Origin of the sequence: Rhizobium sp. NRK18 (assembly GCF_024385575.1) — a bacterium.
Taxonomy (GTDB): domain Bacteria; phylum Pseudomonadota; class Alphaproteobacteria; order Rhizobiales; family Rhizobiaceae; genus JANFMV01.
This window is the reverse complement of the sequence record NZ_JANFMV010000001.1, coordinates 2,002,320-2,019,658: the sequence shown is the minus strand read 5'-3', so window position 1 is coordinate 2,019,658 and position 17,339 is coordinate 2,002,320. Positions and strand designations below refer to the sequence as shown.

The 17,339-nt window shown below is 61.8% G+C and carries 19 protein-coding genes; 11 read left to right on the top strand and 8 right to left on the bottom strand.

What is annotated here, in order from left to right; translation table 11 throughout:
* Positions 1-43 precede the first annotated feature (43 nt).
* Entirely contained in the window at positions 44-3,313 is a 3,270-nt protein-coding gene (locus NN662_RS09340; RefSeq protein ID WP_261930011.1) for a DUF3971 domain-containing protein, read from the bottom strand.
* Positions 3,314-3,583: 270 nt separating this feature from the next.
* On the opposite strand from NN662_RS09340, the gene NN662_RS09335 reads away from it, so the two are divergent.
* From NN662_RS09335 to NN662_RS09315, 5 genes are all read left to right on the top strand, one after another.
* Positions 3,584-4,054 (top strand): peroxiredoxin, encoded by a 471-nt coding sequence (locus tag NN662_RS09335; RefSeq protein WP_261930010.1) that lies wholly within the window; start codon positions 3,584-3,586, stop codon positions 4,052-4,054.
* 15 nt (positions 4,055-4,069) lie between these two features.
* The gene (locus NN662_RS09330) at positions 4,070-4,897 is read left to right on the top strand and encodes a ferritin-like domain-containing protein (protein ID WP_261930009.1); all 828 of its coding nucleotides are present in this window, start codon (positions 4,070-4,072) and stop codon (positions 4,895-4,897) included.
* 116 nt (positions 4,898-5,013) lie between these two features.
* Positions 5,014-6,300, top strand: coding sequence for a M23 family metallopeptidase (locus NN662_RS09325; RefSeq protein ID WP_261930008.1), 1,287 nt, complete (start codon positions 5,014-5,016; stop codon positions 6,298-6,300).
* A 244-nt stretch (positions 6,301-6,544) separates the two neighbouring features.
* On the top strand, positions 6,545-7,996 hold the full coding sequence (locus NN662_RS09320) for a DEAD/DEAH box helicase (protein WP_261930007.1): 1,452 nt from the start codon (positions 6,545-6,547) through the stop codon (positions 7,994-7,996).
* 2 nt (positions 7,997-7,998) lie between these two features.
* Positions 7,999-8,415 carry an NUDIX domain-containing protein gene (locus NN662_RS09315; protein WP_261930006.1) on the top strand — a complete coding sequence of 139 codons (417 nt, stop codon included), beginning with the start codon at positions 7,999-8,001 and terminating at the stop codon, positions 8,413-8,415.
* A 217-nt stretch (positions 8,416-8,632) separates the two neighbouring features.
* On the opposite strand, the gene NN662_RS09310 is transcribed toward NN662_RS09315, so the two are convergent.
* The 5 genes from NN662_RS09310 to NN662_RS09290 are packed head-to-tail and all read right to left on the bottom strand — an operon-like array spanning position 8,633 to position 11,118.
* Complete coding sequence (locus NN662_RS09310) at positions 8,633-8,956, bottom strand: TfoX/Sxy family protein (RefSeq protein WP_261930005.1); 324 nt, start codon at positions 8,954-8,956, stop codon at positions 8,633-8,635.
* Positions 8,949-9,566: an NTP transferase domain-containing protein gene (locus tag NN662_RS09305; protein WP_261930004.1), complete on the bottom strand. Its 618-nt coding sequence runs from the start codon at positions 9,564-9,566 to the stop codon at positions 8,949-8,951. Before NN662_RS09305 ends, NN662_RS09310 begins: the two co-directional genes overlap by 8 nt.
* 2 nt (positions 9,567-9,568) lie before the next feature.
* The gene (locus NN662_RS09300) at positions 9,569-10,255 is read right to left on the bottom strand and encodes an XdhC family protein (RefSeq protein WP_261930003.1); all 687 of its coding nucleotides are present in this window, start codon (positions 10,253-10,255) and stop codon (positions 9,569-9,571) included.
* Positions 10,256-10,260: 5 nt separating this feature from the next.
* Positions 10,261-10,587, bottom strand: a complete 327-nt coding sequence (locus NN662_RS09295; RefSeq protein ID WP_261930002.1) for an XdhC family protein — start codon at positions 10,585-10,587, stop codon at positions 10,261-10,263.
* 36 nt (positions 10,588-10,623) lie between these two features.
* Positions 10,624-11,118 (bottom strand): flavin reductase, encoded by a 495-nt coding sequence (locus NN662_RS09290; protein WP_261930001.1) that lies wholly within the window; start codon positions 11,116-11,118, stop codon positions 10,624-10,626.
* A 199-nt stretch (positions 11,119-11,317) separates the two neighbouring features.
* Between NN662_RS09290 and NN662_RS09285 the strand changes: the two genes are divergently transcribed.
* Positions 11,318-12,388 (top strand): ABC transporter substrate-binding protein, encoded by a 1,071-nt coding sequence (locus tag NN662_RS09285; RefSeq protein WP_261930000.1) that lies wholly within the window; start codon positions 11,318-11,320, stop codon positions 12,386-12,388.
* A gap of 21 nt (positions 12,389-12,409) precedes the next feature.
* On the opposite strand, the gene NN662_RS09280 is transcribed toward NN662_RS09285, so the two are convergent.
* Positions 12,410-12,859, bottom strand: a complete 450-nt coding sequence (locus NN662_RS09280) for a MarR family winged helix-turn-helix transcriptional regulator (RefSeq protein WP_261929999.1) — start codon at positions 12,857-12,859, stop codon at positions 12,410-12,412.
* 80 nt (positions 12,860-12,939) lie between these two features.
* Between NN662_RS09280 and NN662_RS09275 the strand changes: the two genes are divergently transcribed.
* The gene (locus NN662_RS09275) at positions 12,940-13,401 is read left to right on the top strand and encodes a carboxymuconolactone decarboxylase family protein (protein WP_261929998.1); all 462 of its coding nucleotides are present in this window, start codon (positions 12,940-12,942) and stop codon (positions 13,399-13,401) included.
* A 13-nt stretch (positions 13,402-13,414) separates the two neighbouring features.
* Here NN662_RS09275 and fosX read toward each other — a convergent pair whose 3' ends face one another.
* Positions 13,415-13,846 (bottom strand): FosX/FosE/FosI family fosfomycin resistance hydrolase, encoded by a 432-nt coding sequence (gene fosX / locus NN662_RS09270; RefSeq protein ID WP_261929997.1) that lies wholly within the window; start codon positions 13,844-13,846, stop codon positions 13,415-13,417.
* A 113-nt stretch (positions 13,847-13,959) separates the two neighbouring features.
* Between fosX and rpe the strand changes: the two genes are divergently transcribed.
* The 4 genes from rpe to purB all read left to right on the top strand — a co-directional run bounded on the left by rpe (position 13,960) and on the right by purB (position 17,240).
* Positions 13,960-14,643, top strand: a complete 684-nt coding sequence (gene rpe / locus NN662_RS09265) for a ribulose-phosphate 3-epimerase (protein WP_261929996.1) — start codon at positions 13,960-13,962, stop codon at positions 14,641-14,643.
* Positions 14,640-15,374: a DUF2259 domain-containing protein gene (locus NN662_RS09260; RefSeq protein WP_261929995.1), complete on the top strand. Its 735-nt coding sequence runs from the start codon at positions 14,640-14,642 to the stop codon at positions 15,372-15,374. The genes rpe and NN662_RS09260 overlap by 4 nt, the downstream gene beginning before the upstream one ends.
* An 84-nt stretch (positions 15,375-15,458) precedes the next feature.
* Positions 15,459-15,872: a hypothetical protein gene (locus tag NN662_RS09255; RefSeq protein WP_261929994.1), complete on the top strand. Its 414-nt coding sequence runs from the start codon at positions 15,459-15,461 to the stop codon at positions 15,870-15,872.
* Between the two features lie 63 nt (positions 15,873-15,935).
* Positions 15,936-17,240, top strand: coding sequence for an adenylosuccinate lyase (gene purB / locus NN662_RS09250; protein WP_261929993.1), 1,305 nt, complete (start codon positions 15,936-15,938; stop codon positions 17,238-17,240).
* Positions 17,241-17,339 lie beyond the last annotated feature (99 nt).

Sequence of the window (17,339 nt, the reverse complement as noted above, 5' to 3'; positions counted from 1 at the left end):
CCGACGGCAGAAGATCATGACCCCGCCCCGGTGGCGGGGTTTTTCATTGGAACTCGAAGATCTGCCGGAAGATACCGGGTGCGATGATCGACAGCGGATTGATCAAGAGATCGGGGTGATCGAAACTGCCGGTCAGCTTGAAGGTTATCCCGATCACGCCCTGGTCGTTGCCGTTGCCGAGAATGAGCCCGATGATCGGCAGCCCGGTGAACAGCCGGTTGAGCCCATAGGCCGGCATGAACGTGCCGGTCATCGACATCTGCCCCTTCTTGTCGCGCAGAACGCCCTGGAAGGTTGCACCGATCTGGTCGCCGCGCACCACGCCATTCTCGATCGTCAGCACACCCTTGTTCGAATTGATCCGCGCAAAGCCACGCTGGAACCGCTCGCTGCTGACGTCGATGTTGCGCTTGACGGCGCTGTTGAGGCTCTGTCCGTCCTTGCCGGCCGGCGTCGAGACGAGCTTCTGCAGACGCTTCTCGTCCACGATCCGGAACTTGCGGATGTCGATCGCCCCGCTCCAGTTGTCCGTCCGCATGCCCCTGATCTTGATGTTGAGCAGCCCCTCTTGCATTTGCCTATACAGATCGGCGAAGCGCGCTATGGCACCCGCGTCGCCGCTGGTGATCTGCACGAAGGGCCCGCTGGCATCAGACGCAGTCTGGATGACGAAGGCGGCACCGGTATCGGTCACCGCGGATCCCGATATCGACTTGATTGTCGTTCCCTCGGCCGAGTACTTGAAATTCGCAGCGCTCAGCACCTCCCCGTTGAAGCCGATGAGCTTGCTGAGATTGGCCGTGATGCTGAGCCCCAGTTCGCCTTGCGCCGTCGATTCCTCGCCGGTCTTCAGCTTCTGCAGCACCGAGCGCATGTCGGCGCTCTCACCATCGACCCGCACATCGTAGCCACCGCTCACGCGCTTGACTGTCAGCGCGTACCGGTCGTCCTGGGAGAGCCGGACATTGCCGAAGTCGGCGGAAATCAGGCCGGACTTCCCGACGCTCAGATCGCCGGTGATGCGGAAGCCATCGCCGTTCAGATCGAAATTGCCGATATCGCTGCGCGCACCGTCCTGCTTGAGGTCGAATGTCGCCACAGCCTTGATGCCGCGCCCCTTGATCCAGTCAATCCACGGCAGGATCAGAGCGGCCTTGGTGATGTCAACGGAAACCGCCTGTCTGCCTTCGCTGCTTTGATCGATGTTGATCTTCAACGGTCCGTCGATCAGTTCCCCCAGCCCGGGCAGCAGCCGATTGCGATCGTCATTGTCGAGCGTCAGCTCGATATTGCGGCTTCGCTGAACCTTGGAGTTTGGTTCGACCGGCTCGAGTGCGGTCAGTTGCATCGGCGCCCCGTCGAGATTGCCCTTGGCGTCCACCTTGGCTGCCTCCGGCGTGATGTCGAGCGTGCCATCGAGATCCGTCAGCCAGTGACCGTTGAATTCCTTTTCCAGGTCGACACCATTGAGCGTCATCACCGTATGCCATTGCGGCGGCGGCGGGTTCTGGTCCGGAATGAGCCCGAAGGCCGCATCGACCTTGGCGCTGATCTTGCCGGAGAAATCCGACGGCACGAAACCGGTCCGCTCCAAAGCGCCGATGGGCTTGTAGGTTGCCAGTTCCGCGACCCCGTCGGCAGCACCGGACACATTGATGTGCATGTCTGCCATCAGCGGCTTTTCGTAGGTGTTGGCGATGATGAACTGGCCGCCGTCGAGCGATACCGAGCGTCCTGAGGGGAAATAGGACGTGCCGTGATCGATATCGACCACCATCTTTGGTCCCCGCAGACTGAAATGACCGGCGGTATCACGGATCGGCGGAATATTGCCGGCGATGTTCATTCGGACATTGTCGACGTCGAAGCTGATCCTCAGTTCATTCTCGTCGAGATCCAGCGGCTCCGGATAGATCGACATCCGGCCCGCAGGAATGAAAACGGACAGCGACGCATTGGTGACATTGCCGCCGAATAGGTTTTTGTGGACCCAGTCCCGTGCTTTCGACGCCATCCAGAACGGCCACAGCTGCTTGACCACCGAGGAATGCAGGCGCGCCGCGCGCATGCCGAAGGAGACTTGGGGCGAGCCCTCGCCGAACACCATCTTCAGTGATCCTGCCGCCGCGCCCCGCGCCGTCGAAACGACGATCTGGTCGGCCGTCAGCTCATTGGTCTGCGTCAGAAACTGGCCGGCGAACTTGGCGTCGAACGGCACCGGCGGCTCACCCGCCGTTTCCGTATCCGCACTCGCACCGGAAAACAGGAAGTCGAAACCGAAGCCGCTGCGGCCGTCATCGTCCAGCCGGTCGAGATCAATGATCCCACCGCTGAACGGCAGTGTCGTATCGCCAAAGACACCCTTCGAGGGCTGCACTTCCAGCGTATGCTTTTCGTTGTCATAGGCCGCATTGATCGTCAACTGCGGCACGTCGACGGGCTCCCAGCGCATGTAGAAGCGACCGTCGTCAACCTTGGCAGACATCTGGACCTGTGCTTCCCCACCGCTCTGGCCGCGCACCGCCGTCAATTGCGCCGTCAGCTTGCCGGTCGCGCCCTTGACGATCTCGCCCTGGTCATCGAGCAAAGTCATCAGCGGACCGAGGGCGGCGCCTTCCAGGCTGGCCTTGAGGCGCTCGGCCCTGCCCTTGGTGGTGTCGGCAAGAATCGACAGCGTCGCTTCATGCCCACCGACATCGAACGTACCGTTGAGCTCCACGTCACCCGGTTCCGGCTCCCTGAGACTGAGCTCGGACATGATGACCGCTTGCGGCCTGCCGCCAAGCGCCTTCATCATGATGGTCACGTCGGAGATCCGCAGGACCGAAAGCCCGCCCCGACGCTTGACCGCCAGAAGCGCGTCGAGCTTGCTGAAGAGTTCCTCGGTCAACTTGGGAATGCCGTCGACCCTCAGCTTCGCCCAGTCGATCTTGCCATCGCTCTGCCAAAGCGAATTTCCGACAACGATCCCGCTCGCATCGATCGATGAGACGCTCAATTGACCGCGGGCGAGCCTCAACGGGTCGAGCACCAGCCGCACCGTGCCGATCTTCGAGGCGGCATCGTCTGCCGGCTCTCCGCTGTCCCCCTTTGTCAGCGTCACATCCCGCGCTTCGAGCGCAAGGCGCCCTTCCGACGTGAAACGCAGCGCCGTGCTGCCGATGGCGACGGCATCCGTCGTGCCGACCGCCTGCTGCAACAGCTTCTGAACACGTTCGTTCAGGCTCTTGTCGAGAACGCCATTCTCCAGTGCGAGAAAAAGCGATGTCAGACCGATGCAGATGAGCGCGATAAGGATCAGTAACCCGCGCACCGCCCATGCAAGCCGGCGTCGCTTTCTCCGGACCGGCAAAGGGTCTCCGCCGCGCCCGACGGAACTCTCGGGAAGCACGTCCAAGATGTCTGCCTCCCGATGCGGCTCTTCGCGAAAAGCGTTCTGGTCATGGAGCTGGCCCATCCCGACCGAGCACCTCCCAATTATGTGCTTAAGTGTCACTCGTTCGTATGGACGAATACCATAGCATGCCTATATCACCGGAAAGAACTCCCATCACAATAGCGGCTTGAAGAAAGGTTGGCGTCAGTGACACTCGAAACTGGAAATACCGCCCCGAATTTCACCCTTCCTGCGACCGGAGGAAGTCCACTGACGCTGTCAAGTTTCCGTGGAAAACCCGTCGTCCTGTTCTTCTACCCCAAGGACGACACCTCGGGCTGCACCACCGAATCGAAGGACTTCTCCGCGCTGCTGCCGAAATTCAGGGCGGCCGGAGCCGAGGTAGTCGGCATTTCGCCCGACTCGCTTCAAAGCCATGAGAAGTTTGCCAAGAAACACGACCTTTCAGTGACGCTCGCATCGGATGAAGCCCAGGACGTGCTCAATGCCTACGGCGTCTGGCAGGAAAAGAGCATGTACGGCAAAAAATACATGGGCGTCGTGCGCACGACCGTTCTCGTTGCGCCGGACGGCACGGTTGCCAGGATCTGGCCGAAGGTGAAAGTCGCCGGTCACGCCGAGGAAGTGCTTGAAGCCATCCACGCGTTAAGTGCCTGATCCCCAGACAGACAGATGCAGGAACTGCCGAAAATCTCCACACTGCGCCAGGGCGCGACTGCTGCCATCATGGCGGCAGACCTGGATGTGAAGACGGAACTGGCGCAGCGGACAGCCACGCTCTGGCGACAGCGGCGGCTGTCGCTGCGATCGCCGCTCGACCCCTCCATTCCCGATCGACCGGGTCGTCCGGCCAAACCCGATCTCGTGCCGCCGACGCAGATGAAGAAGCGGTCGCTGCATTCCAATCATGGCCGCATCGCCCTTCTGCATGCGATCGCCCATATCGAACTCAATGCCGTCGATCTGGCGCTCGACATCGTCGCCCGCTTTGCGACAGAGAAGGTTCCGCACTCGTTTTTCGACGGCTGGATGCAGGTCGCATTCGAGGAGGCCAAGCATTTCCGGATGGTTCGCGAACGGCTCCGCGCGATTGGCGGAGACTATGGCGACCTCCCCGCCCACGACGGTCTCTGGCAGGCGGCGCATGCGACGAAGACCGACCTCACCGCACGGCTGGCCGTGGTGCCGCTGATCCTCGAAGCGCGCGGGCTCGACGTCACGCCGTCTTTGCAGGAAAAGATGCGCGAGACCGGAGACGTAGAAAGCGCAGCCGTTCTCGACGTCATCTACAATGACGAGAAAGGCCACGTCGCGATCGGCGCCAAGTGGTTCCGCTTTCTCTGCGCCCGGCAATCCAGGGATCCCGCCAGAACCTTCCACGAGCTCGTGCGGGCCAATTTCCGCGGCCCGCTAAAGGCGCCCTTCAACGATATCGCCCGCGCAGAGGCTGGTCTGACGCCATCCTTCTACCGCTCGCTGTCCTCCACCAGCCACGCCTGATCACACCGCAAAGCCAGCCCGCAAACACGCCGGGCAAGGCTTTATTAACCTTAACGGTGTGTAATTGGCACAGGCTCGAGATGAGGAATCAGCAGTCGGTGCGGGAGTATCAGCCAGTGGCAAGCGGCGCAAAAGACCAGGTCTTCGGCAAGCGAAGCAAGCAGCACGTGCTTATCCTGGCAAGCGGCAATGACATTCGTCACATGACCATCAGGCCATGGATGCTGGCTCTTGGCGTTTCCTTTGCCGGCGTCATGGCCATCGGTTATCTTGCCGCGACATCCTATCTCGTTTTCCGGGACGATCTGATCGGCGCATCCACTGCCCGGCAGGCACGCATCCAGCACGCCTATGAAGACCGCATTGCGGCGCTCCGCGCGCAGGTGGACCGCATCACATCCCGCCAGCTTCTCGACCAGCAGGTGGTGGAAGAAAAGGTCGACAAGCTTCTGAAGCGCCAGCAGGCATTGACCAGCCGCCATGGCAAGCTCGACCTGCTCCTGGAGCGGGCCTCCGCCGACTTGCCGTCCAGCAATACCGTGCCAGTCCCGACCGTGAACCCTCGCCTTCCTCAAAAACAGGCAGCGGCGACCGGTGCGGACGCCATCAATAGCCTGCTCGGCCTGAAGACGGACGAGGTGCCTCCGGCACAGAAGGCGCTCGGTTACGCACCCTTGCGCGAAAGCATGGCGGAAAAGGCGGATCAGGCCTTCTCGACCGTCTCCCTTTCGTTGAAGACCATCGAGAGCGAGCAGCTCGAAAGCATCCGGACGCTGACCGCCGGAGCTTCCGAGACGGCCAATGCCATAGCCGGCATCCTCAAGAAGACGGGAATTCCGGTGAAAGGCGCCTATGCAAATGGCTCGGACGCAGCGATCGGCGGCCCCTACATACCTGCCAGCGGCCAGATGAACTTCGAGAATTCGCTGAACGCCCTCGACGGCGCCCTCGCCCGGCTTGAAACGATGCGCGATACGGCCCGCGGAATCCCCTTCGCCAATCCCGAACCCGGACGTCCGATCACCAGCCGCTTCGGCACGCGCAAGGATCCCTTCCTCGGGACGATGGCGCTGCATGCCGGCGTCGATTTCCAGGCGCCGACCGGAACGCCTATTCATCCGACGGCACCTGGCCGCGTCATTGCCGCAGGCTGGGCCGGCGGATACGGCCAACGCGTCGAAATCGATCATGGCAACGGCATCACCACGCGCTACGGCCACATGTCGAAAATCCTGGCCCATGTCGGCCAGATCGTCGATGTCAACGATGTCATCGGCCAGGTCGGTTCCACGGGCCGTTCCACCGGCTCGCACCTGCATTACGAGATCCGCAAGAGCGGCCAGGCCGTCGATCCGATGCCCTTCATCGTTGCCGGGCGCGAACTGAAAAGCTACCTCGACTGATCGAAGAAACGCTGCCCGCGCGCGCCATTGCCAAGGCACGACAATGTACGCCTTCGTACGCTTCGCAACGTAAATTTCCGTAACGTGAAGTGTAATATCAACCAAATGCGGTGTTAACCGCCCAAAACCGCCCCGTTTCCTTGACTTCCGGGCTTTTTCGGACTATTCCGCCGACACATATCTGGCATAGACGCCTGATAAAGACACATCCGTGTTCTTAACAACCGAACGGAAAAAGCTTCCATTGACCTCATTTGACGATCTTGGCCTCAGCCAAAAAGTACTCGGCGCGGTCGCCGACGCAGGATATTCCACTCCCACTCCGATCCAGGAAGGTGCCATCCCGCATGCGCTGCTGCGCCGGGATATCTGCGGTATCGCGCAGACCGGTACGGGGAAGACGGCATCCTTCGTCCTGCCGATGCTGACGCTGCTGGAAAAGGGCCGGGCTCGCGCGCGCATGCCGCGGACGCTGATTCTCGAGCCGACCCGCGAGCTCGCCGCCCAGGTTGCCGAGAACTTCGAAAAATACGGCAAGAATCACAAGCTCAACATCGCGCTCCTGATCGGTGGCGTGTCGTTCGATGAACAGGACCGCAAGCTGGAGCGCGGTGCCGACGTGCTGATCTGCACGCCCGGCCGCCTGCTCGACCACGCCGAGCGCGGCAAGCTGTTGATGACCGGCGTCGAAATCCTGGTCATCGACGAAGCCGACCGCATGCTCGACATGGGCTTTATTCCCGACATCGAGCGCATCGCCAAGATGATCCCGTTCACCCGTCAGACGCTGTTCTTCTCGGCCACCATGCCGCCGGAAATCCAGAAGCTGGCAGACAACTTCCTGCAGAATCCGGTCCGTGTCGAAGTCGCCCCGCCGTCTTCGACGGCGAAGACCGTGACGCAGCGCCTGGTCGCCTCCGGCTCCAAGGACTACGACAAGCGTGCCCGTCTGCGCGACCTGATCCGCGCCCAGGACGAACTGAAGAACGGCATCATCTTCTGCAATCGCAAGAAGAGCGTCGCCGACCTGTTCCGTTCGCTCGAGCGTCATGGCTTCGATGTCGGCGCCCTGCACGGCGACATGGACCAGCGTTCGCGCACGACCATGCTGGCCAACTTCAAGGACAACCGCATAAAGCTGCTGGTTGCCTCCGACGTTGCCGCACGCGGTCTCGATATTCCCGACGTCAGCCACGTCTTCAATTTCGACGTGCCGATCCATGCGGAAGACTATGTACACCGGATTGGCCGCACCGGCCGCGCCGGAAGAAGCGGCAGCGCTTTCACGCTTGTCACCAAGGCCGACTCCAAGTATCTCGACGCGATCGAGAAGCTGATCTCCCAAAAGATCGAATGGCTGGATGGCGACCTTACCACCGTCGTGGCGTCTTCGGACGATGCTGACGAAAGCAAGGGCCGCGGCCGCGATCGTGATCGCCGCGGCAAGGGTCGCCGTCAGGCGGCCGAGACCACTTCCACCACCGAAACGTCCAACGGCAAGAAGGCTGAAAACGTGAAACAGGCTCGCAACACCGAAAATACGACGGAATCCGCAGCCCGCAATTCGCGACCGCGGCCCGCCAACGACGACCACCGCACCCGTCGCGGCCGCAACCGCGACAACGACGATGGTCCGACGCCGGTCGGCTTCGGCGACGATATCCCGGCCTTCATGCTGGTCGCCGCCAAGGCCTGATCATGCTCGGCAGGCCCGGCATCGATTTTCCCGGATTGGGAGCCGGACTGGCCATTTTGCGCGACAACAAGATCCTGCTTTACCGGCGCCTCAGGGCGCCGGAGGCTGGTTATTGGAACATCGTCGGCGGCAAGATAGACCACATGGAACCGGCCGGCATCGCGGCCATTCGTGAGGCAGAGGAAGAGACCGGTCTTGCCATCGGCGAGATCGAACACCTGCTGACAACCGAGCAGATCCTTCCCGACGACCAGCAGCATTGGGTGTCGCTGATTTATGTCAGCCGCAACAGTCGGGGCGAACCGCAGCTGACGGAACCCGACAAGCTGAGCGACTTCGGCTGGTACGATCTTGATGATCTGCCGCGCCCCCTCTCCGCCTTCGCCACGGCGGCAGTCGCAGCACTGCGTAAATCCTGACGACATGAAAAGCCGCACCGGTCAGACCGATGCGGCTTGTTTCGTCATAAAAAATGGAATGTGTCGTCTCGGGAGAAAATAATCGATCGCTTAAAATTGCTGCGATGCACAAACTTTATAGCGTCGTATGGCCAAGAGGTCAACAAATAATCACCTCTGGAAAACTAACATTCCCATTAGTGAATTCTCTCCCGCGTAAGCCGGCGGGCGAAAATTCCTATTTGCGGGCCCGCAACGCCGCCTCATAGGCCAGCCGCACCCACTTCGCCATGATGTCGGGATCGTCATAGGCATCTTCCGGTATCGTCCAGTAGGGCATGGCGACAGGCTTGCGGCTTCTGTTGGACTCGTAGATCCATTGCTCCGCGCCGGCGGCCTCGAACTCGTGTTTCGTCTCGGCATCCGCCTTCAGCAGGACCGCACCGTCGAGCTCGATCGCGAAGATCTCGCCGGCGTGATAAATGCCCTTCCCGCCGAACATGCGCTTGATGGTGATAGGCGAAAGGGAGACGAACATGTCTTCAATGTCGGCATTATCCATGAGTGATTTCCCTCAATTCTCCGCCTGCGGCAACCAGCGCTTCCGGCGTGTCGACGTCCTGCAGCGCTGCCGGTCCGATGTCGACAAGATGCACCGGCAGGCCGCCTGCGGCAATCACCCGCCTCGCCCCTTCATCACCGGCAAGTGACATGATCGGCGCGAACAGCGATTTCGGCAGCACAACCGGATTTCCGGGCCTGTCACCGTCGGCAGCACGGATCACCGCATGCCCGTTGTGAACGAGGAACTGGTCGCGCAACTGCCGGAGCGCCATTGCCCCGACAGTCGGCATGTCCGCCAGCATGACGATCAAGCCATCGACCGCCTGCAGGGCCGGATGCGTCAGCCCCACCTGCAGCGAGCTGGCCATGCCATCCGCATGCCTCGGATTGACGACGAACTCCAGCGGCAGCCCGGCAAGCGCCGCCTCGACATCCTGGGCGCGAAAGCCGGTGACGACAACCACAGGCCCGATCGCGCTCTCAATGGCCTCCGTGCACACACGCCGGACAAGCGGAATGCCTGCGAAGCTGCAGAGCAGCTTGTAGGGCGCGCCCTCACCCATGCGGCGCCCCTCGCCGGCCGCGAGAACCAGTATGCCGACCGTCAAGGTCAGCGCCCCCGTCGCTGGCGCAGGCGGGCAATGATCTCCGCCATGATAGAGACGGCGATCTCGCCCGGATTGGCCGCGCCGATATCGAGCCCGATCGGAGCGTGAATGCGCGCCGTTTGGTCCGTCGAAAGTCCCTCGGCGGCAAACCGTTCCAGCCGTTTCGCATGGGTCTTGCGGCTGCCAAGCGCACCGACATAGAAGCAGCCGACATCGAGCGCCTGGCGTATCGGTTCGTCGTCGATCCGCGGGTCATGGCTGAGCGCGACCAGGGCCGTATATCGATCCAGCGGGTGCCGGGACAAAGCCTCCTCCGGCCACTCGGCAAGGAGTTCGACACCGGAAAAGCGTTCGGGCGTGGCAAATGCCGTGCGCGGATCGATGACTGTCAGCGGAAACCCGGCGGCCGCAGCAATCGGGGCAAGCCGTTGGCTGATGTGAACCGCGCCGATCGCCACAAGCCGGATCGGCGGCATATGCACATTGAGGAAGAACGGGCGGCCATCGATTTCGACGGCCTTTGAATTCCCGGACCGGAACGCCTCGTCGATGGCATGGCCGAGGTCGCCGGTCACCTCGTCACCGTGGACGACCACGCGATCGCGCCCGTCTTCAAGATCGGTGACGAGGACGGCTGCAACGCGGCCGCGCCGCGCCGCGTTCAGCTTCTTCAGGTTGACGGGATCCATATGCCTCAGCCGAGCCTTTCGAGATAAACACGGATGCGGCCGCCACAGGAAAGGCCAGCGCGCCAGGCCGTCTCGTCGGCCACGCCGAATTCGAGAATCTTGGGTTCGCCATGACGGATGACGTCGAGCGCCTCGGCAATCACGTCACCTTCGACACAGCCACCCGAAACCGAACCATGAAATTCACCCGCCGAATCGATGACGAGATGGCTGCCGGCCGGCCGCGGCGCGGAACCCCAGGTCTCGACGACGGTGGCAATCGCCACTTCGCGGCCCTGCCCCATCCATGTTTCGGCAATCATCAACGGATCGTCGCTGTTCACGCCCTGCATAGCCGGCCCCGCACACTGTCGTCTGAAAGCGACAGCCTACAAGGTGTGGTAACCGCGGTCCAGATAGATCAGCGCCTTGTCCTTCTCGCCGAAATGCACGTCCAGAACCTCGCCGAACAGCACGGTGTGGGTTGCAAATGACTTCATGTCGGTGAGCCGGCAATCAAAGGCGACGAGCGGGTCTTTCAAGACAGGCGCGCCGCTTTCCCGCACGATCCATTCGGCTCTGGCAAAGCGTTCCTCGCTTTCCAGCTTTTCCCGGCCGGAAAAGGCATCCGCCAGGCTCTGATGACGCGCGGCCAGTGTGTTGAGCGCGAAGACGCCGCTCTCGAAAAAGATGCGGTTGCTGGGATTTCCGTTGTTGAGGCAAACGAGAACGCTCGCCGGATTGTCGGAGACCGAACAGGCGGCCGTGACCGTCACGCCGCGACGGCTGCCGTCATGCGCTGTTGTCACGATCTGCACGTGGCCGGCATACTGGCTCATCGCGTCCCGATAGAGAACCGGATCCAGTTTCTGTCTGTCCAACACACGCCTCTCCTTGGCTGTCAAATCGACGCTCCCATACATAAGTCGCCGAAGTATGGGGTCAAAGGGTTACATTTTCCACAACACACCATGCCGATAGCGCATTGCCGGGCAAGGGCTGAGCCGCTATGTCTTGCACATGCAAGCCGGGTTCCCTGCCCTTTGACAAAGCCCTTGATGAACATACGGGAATTGCCTGCCAATGGGCCGATTGTTGCACATTCATGCCGCGCTGCTGCTCACCGTTTGCGGCACAGCCGATGCATCCGCCGCCGTCATCGGCGTGGTGGCGCCGCAGTCCGGGACATTCGCCGTTCTGGGCCAGCAGATCACCAGTGGCGCCAAGTCCGCAGCCGGACTTGCCGGCAACAGCGTCATCGTCATCGATGAACCCTGTGACACCAACGCCAAGCCGCAGATTGCCGAAAAGCTGGCAGCTGCAAAGGCGGAAATTGCCATTGGCTTCCTCTGCGGCGAGACGATCACTGAAGCGATGCCCGGCATGAAGGACAGGGGCATTCCCGCCATCACCGTCTCCGTACGCTCCGAAATCGCCATGGAAGATGCGATGCGCGATGGCTGGCCACTGTTCAGGCTGGCGCCCTCCGACAGGCAGGAAGCCGACGCGATCACCGGCGCCATACTCGAGCGCTGGGCCGATGAGGCCATCGCGCTGGTCGACGACGGCACCATTCGCAGCCGCGAACTGACCGCGGCCGTTCGCGCCGCGCTGGAGAAGAACGGTCTCGATCCGATCTTTACCGACACCTATCGACCCGGTGAGGACAAGCAGGTCGCCCTCGTGCGGCGGCTGAAGAAAGTCGGCGCCACACATGTGTTCGTCGCCGGCGACCGCTCGGACATCGCCATCATTGCCAATGACGCCAAGGCCGACAATATCGTCATGACCTTCTTCGGCGGCGACGCCATGCGGGCCGCCGACGGCCAGACGCCACTTCCGGACGGCGTCCTGGGCGTCGTCCTGCCGAACTATTCGAGCCTTCCGGAAGCCTCCAAAGCCGCTGCGGCGATCCGCGACAATGGCAGCGAACCGGAAGGTTACGCGCTTCCAGCTTATGCCGCCGCAGAGATCGCATCCGCGGCGCTGTCCGATTCCGAAGGCAACAAGCGACCGGTCGCGGATGCACTCCTCAACACGAGTTTCAGCACGGCAATCGGCAAGGTCGGCTTTGCAGACGATCACAATCTGGCGGAAAATCCCTTCCGCCTTCAGGTCTGGAAGGACGGGGCCTTCCGCGATCTGACGCCCTGACGGTCCTTTTCAGTTTCCGCGTCACCCCTGCGCCGCGACCTTCACAAGCCAGCGGCGGATGATGGCTTCTTCGTCGGCGTCGAAACCGTCGAGCAGGTCCGCCTCCACGGCATAGACCCGTTTCTTGGCTTCGGAGAGCAGCTTGCGTCCCGCCGCCGTCAGCTCCAGCACTCGTATCCGGCCATGCGCCTCGTGCGACCTCTTCTCGATCGCGCCAGCCTTTTCGAGATTCCCGATCGTGACACTGACCGTCTGAGGCGTCAGCAGCGCCAGACGGGCGAGATCAGCGTTGTAAAGACCCGGATAGGCTTCCAGCATGGTCATCAGCACGAACTGCGGCATGGTGATATCGAGGTCCGACAGCGCCGCCTCGACCCGGTTGCGATGGACATGCGCCGCCTGCCGGAGCAGATAGCCCGGATGACCGTCCTCCCCGCGTTTGCCTTCACCCGGTTTGGGAAGCTTTGCCACGGATATCCCCTTGAATGTTGTCAGTACACTGATATGTTATTCGAACCCTGATATCATTGCAAACTGCCGAGGACGATCCGATGTCGCACCATGCCGAACACGTCTCCTACAAGACATTCACCACCACCGCGAAGGACGCCTATGCCGGCCTTTCCGCGCTCTCGAAGGCGGTCAACGATGCCGGCATGGACAAGGCGCTGACGGAACTGGTCAAGATCAGGGTCTCGCAGATCAATGGTTGCGCCTTCTGCCTGCAGTTCCACATCACGCTTGCCCGCAAGCTCGGTGTCGATCAGCGCAAGCTCGACCTCGTCGCGGTCTGGAAGGAAGCGGGCATCTTCTCGGCCCGCGAGATGGCGGCGCTTGCCTGGGCCGAACAGTTGACGGCGATCGCCAGCGGCCCGGTCCCGGCGGATGCCTATGACGCCATGCGGCAGGAGTTCTCGGAACAGGAAGGCATCTTTCTGACCGTGTCGATTGCCACCATCAACGCCTGGAACCGCATCGGCGCCGGCCTCGCCTTCGCCCCTCCGGCGCCGTAACGCCGGTCAGGCGTCATCCGGTGTAGCGCCGCAACCGCTCGGCAAGCGTGCCGGTGTGCAGTTCGAACAGATGATTGTCGTGGTCATGGAAATAGATCGACCGCCCTTCGCCTTCGACCCGCGGCCGGCTTTCGCGTAACTCAAGACCAAGCTTGTTGATCCGATCGAGGCAATCATCATATTCGGCCTCGGCGATCTTGAAGGCGATGTGATTGTAGCTGCGCGACGGCAGAGGATCACCTTCCATGGTGGCGATCCACAGCGCTCCTTCGCCTTCGCCGACCAGGAAGAACCGCTCTTTCGACAGCGAAAAGGTCTTCTCGCCACTGTCATAGACCCTGCGCGCGCCGAGCACGGTGACCAGCACCTCCTCCATCCGGTCGAGATCGGCGACGATGAAGGTCATGTGGCTGAGGCCTTCGATTGCGGGCGTATTGCGTTCCATCCCTGCACCTTTCCATGTGGGGAAGACGCCGGACAAGCGTCAGACCGGCATTGCCCGCCGTTTCAGGCGGTGATATGGCACCGGCACATGCGTTACGGAGGATTTTCGCGCCGATGAGCACTCAGGTTCGCCTTGCACCGTCCATTCTCGCCGCCGACTTTTCGCGTCTGGGCGAGGAAGTCAAGAATGTCTGCGATGCGGGCGCCGACTGGGTCCATCTCGACGTCATGGACGGCCACTTCGTGCCGAACATCTCCTTCGGACCCGCCGTCATCCAGTCGCTTCGGCCCTACACGGACAAGGTCTTCGACTGCCACCTGATGATCGCCCCCGCCGACCCGTATCTCGAAGCCTTCGCCAAGGCCGGCTGCGACTACATCACCGTTCACGCCGAAGCCGGGCCGCACCTGCACCGCTCGCTGCAGACGATCCGCGCGCTCGGCAAGAAGGCCGGCGTCTCGCTCAATCCCGCGACGCCGCTGTCGGCGATCGAGCATGTGATGGACGACCTCGATCTCATCCTGATCATGAGCGTCAATCCGGGCTTCGGCGGCCAGAAATACATTCCGGCGATGACCGACAAGATCCGCATGGCAAAGTCACTGATCGGTGACCGGCCGATCCACCTCGAAGTCGACGGCGGCATCACGGCCGAGACGGCGCCGATCGCGACCGCAGCCGGTGCCGACGTCCTCGTTGCCGGCTCGGCGATCTTCAAGGGCACCTCGGTTGACGACTATCGCAAAACGGTCGACACTCTTCGCAAAGCCGCAGAGGAAGCTGTCGCACGATCATGAGAAAACTCCGCACCGCCTTTCTGTCCGCCGCGTTGTCATTCCTGACGGCGCCGGCTTTCGGCGGTGATTTCTCGCACTTCCAACTGATCGGCTTTTCCGAGGATGGCGGCATCTTCGCCTTCGAGGAATACGGCGTTCAGGACGGATCGGGCCTCCCCTATTCCAACATCTTCTTCATCGACACCGCCAAGGACCAGTATCTGCCGGAAACGCCTTACCGCGTGCAGATGAAGGAAGGTGACGACACCAGCCTCGCCAGCGCGCGAAGCCAGGCCTATGCGCAGGCATCCGCGCTGATCGTCGAACACGGCATGACCGGCCATACCGGCGCAATCGTCGCCTTCAATCCGCAAAGCGAGCTCGGCACCGACGGCAAGGAGATCCGCTACCGGCCCTTTTCGTCCGATCCGCCGATCGACACGACCTATGCGATGAAGATCGAGGACGTCGGCCTGCCGCCCTATTCGAGCTGCAAGGATATCACGCCGGACAATGCCGCCGGCTTCCGCCTCACGCTGACCGAGCGCGCTGGCAAGCCGACGTCCGAGGTCATCCACGAGGACGACCGTATTCCCGAAAGCCGCAAATGCCCGGTCGGCTACAGGCTCGGCGGTGTCGTCAGCTATTATCCGCCGTCCCGCGACCTGTTGAACATCGCACTCGTCCAGGTTCTGAGCTACGGCTTCGAGGGCCGCGACGGCCGCTGGATTGCAGTCCCGGTTCGCCGCTGAATGGGAAAAAATGCGAGCCCGGCCGCGATCAGCTCGGTGACTGCAGGCGAAATATTTGCGGGCCAGCTCCTTTGGGCAATAGCCATGACAGCAACCGTCATGCTTGGGGTATATCTGCGCAACCGCCTGGAAACGCCTGACCTCCTCGCAATCCTGATTGTCGCCTTTTTCGGTGCGATGCCGGGATGGCTGACAACGGTTATTATTTGCCGCGGGATCTTTTTCAGATTGGGGCAGACAGGCAGGTTGGCCGCAGCCTTCATACTGCTTGGCGGCGCGACAATCGCGTGGACAGCGTTCTTCTTCGCCATGCAGTATCGCCTCTTCTACGCGCAATGGCACGATCCGCTGACGACCGTGCGCGGCCTCTACCAGTTCAGCTTCACGACGGCGGCCGCCGTCTACCAGTTCCTAGTCCTCGGCACGCCGCTCTACCTGCCTGCCGGAATCCTGTGCCTTGCCGCCGCCAGCCTGCTGATCGCGCGTCGCAAGCGTTGAGAAATCCGGGAGCCTTTGCTAAAGCGGCACTCAACTGACGTTAGAACAGAAAGCCGAACCCCAATGATCCCGCGTTACTCCCGTCCCGACATGGTCGCCATCTGGTCGCCGGAAACGAAATTCCGCATCTGGTTCGAGATCGAGGCGCATGCCTGCGACGCATTGGCCGAGCTCGGCGTCATTCCGAAGGAATCCGCCAGGACGATCTGGGAAAAGGGTGGCGCCGCGGAATTCGACGTCGCCCGCATCGACGAGATCGAGGCCGTCACCAAGCACGATGTCATCGCCTTCCTGACGCACCTCGCCGAATTCATCGGCCCGGACAGCCGCTTCGTCCACCAGGGCATGACCTCGTCCGACGTGCTCGACACCACGCTCAACATCCAGCTGACCCGCGCCGCCGACATTCTGCTCGCCGACATGGACAAGCTGCTGGCGGCGCTGAAGAAGCGCGCCTTTGAGCACAAGGATACCGTCCGCATCGGCCGCAGCCACGGCATCCATGCCGAGCCGACGACCATGGGCATCACCTTTGCCCGCTTTTATGCAGAAATGGACCGCAACAAGGCCCGTCTGGAAGGCGCCCGCGCCGAAATCGCCACCGGCGCCATTTCCGGTGCCGTCGGCACCTTCGCCAATATCGATCCCCGCGTCGAGGAACATGTCTGCGAAAAGCTCGGCCTGAAGCCGGAGCCGGTCTCCACCCAGGTCATCCCGCGCGATCGCCACGCCATGTTCTTCGCCACCCTCGGCGTCATCGCCTCGTCGATCGAAAACGTCGCGATCGAAATCCGCCACATGCAGCGCACCGAGGTACTGGAAGCCGAAGAGTTCTTCTCGCCGGGCCAGAAGGGCTCCTCGGCCATGCCGCACAAGCGCAATCCGGTGCTGACCGAGAACCTGACCGGTCTTGCCCGCCTCGTGCGCATGTCGGTCACGCCGGCACTCGAAAACGTGGCCCTCTGGCACGAGCGCGACATCAGCCATTCGAGCGTCGAGCGCGCCATCGGCCCGGATACCACCATCACGCTCGATTTCGCCCTCAACCGCCTGGCCGGCGTCATCGAAAAGCTGGTGATATACCCTGAGAACATGCTGGCCAACATGAACAAGTTCAAAGGCCTGGTGATGAGCCAGCGCGTGCTTCTGGCCCTGACGCAGGCCGGCGTGTCGCGCGAGGACAGCTACCGCCTGGTCCAGCGCAACGCAATGAAGGTCTGGGAAAAGGGCGCAGACTTCCTGGAAGAACTGCTCGCCGACGAAGAAGTCCGGGCGGCACTTTCTGAAGAAGACATCCGCGAAAAATTCGACCTGGGCTATCACACCAAGCATGTCGACACGATCTTCAAGCGCGTCTTCGGGGAATAAGCTTCGAGTTAGATGACAAGTCGAGGGCGCCCCATTGCGGGCGCCCTTTTCGTATCCATCGTCCCGCAATAGCCCGTTTCCGAGCGGCAACCGCTCAGA